1 protein-coding gene (running past one end of the window) is annotated in these 1417 nt (G+C 58.6%); it reads left to right on the top strand.

From position 1 onward, the window contains the following. Window positions 1-880: 880 nt before the first annotated feature. Window positions 881-1417, top strand: the 5' portion of a protein-coding gene (locus QZ613_RS02500) for a hemolysin III family protein (RefSeq protein ID WP_291981410.1). It continues 222 nt past the right edge of the window; only the first 537 of its 759 coding nucleotides appear in the window; it begins with the start codon at window positions 881-883; its stop codon lies off the right edge, out of view.

Raw genomic sequence — 1417 nt, 5'->3', positions numbered from 1 at the left:
GACGGTCGCGGTGTCGTGCGTCACGGCGATGTCGGAAGTCTGGAGGCGGACTTCCTTAGCCATCGGGCGCCCATGTTGGCGAACTTGTCTTGAGTTGATTTCATTGGCGACGGAGACACCGTCCGGGGTGACGGTCGGAGGCAATACGAGCGATCCAGACACAACGTTGCGGACACTTGGGGCCGAGGGTGATCTTGACTGCGTCGGCAGAAGGTTAAACGCCTTCAAACCATGGAGCGCGTGCGCTAATCGCCAAACGGACGTCTTTAGCTGCCATAGAGGTAAAACTCCTAGAATTCTTTAGGGATGTTGTTCAAGGAAACCGGCATGCCGAATGGCATTCTCGGGAGAGTGATGTGCCGAACTGGCCTTGCGGAGGCATTAGGCCTACAACGACGCCTGATGTCTTCTTCGACGGCATGACCAGCAGCTCTTCGCAACGACTTGACGGTCTGGCAGCATACTTGCCGAAAAGGACCGGTCACCCACCTTGACGCCGAGGCACGCACGGAGCCATTCAAGCAGTTGCATTGCCAAACGGCGGGATCTCGCACTGATCCGGCCTTTTCGGTGCCCGCATCGGGCTTACGAAAGAAGCGGTCTGCGCTCCTATTCAAGGCGTCTTGACGCTGACGCGATCATGCCATTCAACGGACGAAATTTTCATGACAATTTCCTCCGCGGTTAAGAAGATGGTGGAACATGACAGGGACCCTGAGGTGCGCTTCATGATCCTCGGCGGCAGGGTGTTACGGCATCACGCTAGCGAGGTGCTAATAATAGGGCCGGGTCGGACCGAAATTTCATAGGGCTCGGAGTTCCTTTGTTTGCCAGAAGGGCAAAAAGCAGGCGTTTCCGACGATCCCCACAGGTCGTGACCATGAGGTGGCACTGCCAGCGATTGACCGGCGACCGAGGGATCCGCGGACATGCGGACCTGCTTCTCAATCAGCCTGCGCGCCAGACGGTTCCTGTAGCTTCCGACTGCGGCAACCAGCGCGTCCAAGGGATCATATGTTACGATGGCGAGGAAAAGAAACTGAACGCCTGGACTCACCTTGTCGGCGCTGTCCTTGCGCTGGTCGGTGCGGTGGTGCTGGTCGTTCTCGCAGCGCTTGACGGCGACGCGTGGAAACTGGTCAGCGTGTCCATCTATGGCGTCACCCTGGTGCTGCTCTACAGCTTCTCGGCCATGTACCACAGCTTCCGCGGACGGGCCAAGGACATCCTGCGCAAACTTGATCACCAGAGTATTTATTTGCTCATCGCAGGCAGTTACACGCCGTTCTGCCTGGTCACCTTGCGTGGCCCGTGGGGCTGGTCCTTGCTCGGCACCGTGTGGGGGCTCGCGGTCCTTGGCGGCTTGCAGGAGATGCGGCCGAGAAACGACGCCCGCATCGTCTCGCTGGTCATCTAC

The sequence above is a fragment of the Candidatus Accumulibacter sp. ACC005 genome, assembly GCF_907163215.1.
GTDB lineage: Bacteria > Pseudomonadota > Gammaproteobacteria > Burkholderiales > Rhodocyclaceae > Accumulibacter > Accumulibacter regalis.
The sequence above is the reverse complement of the archived record's forward strand: the minus strand, read 5'-3'. Positions and strand labels throughout refer to the sequence as shown.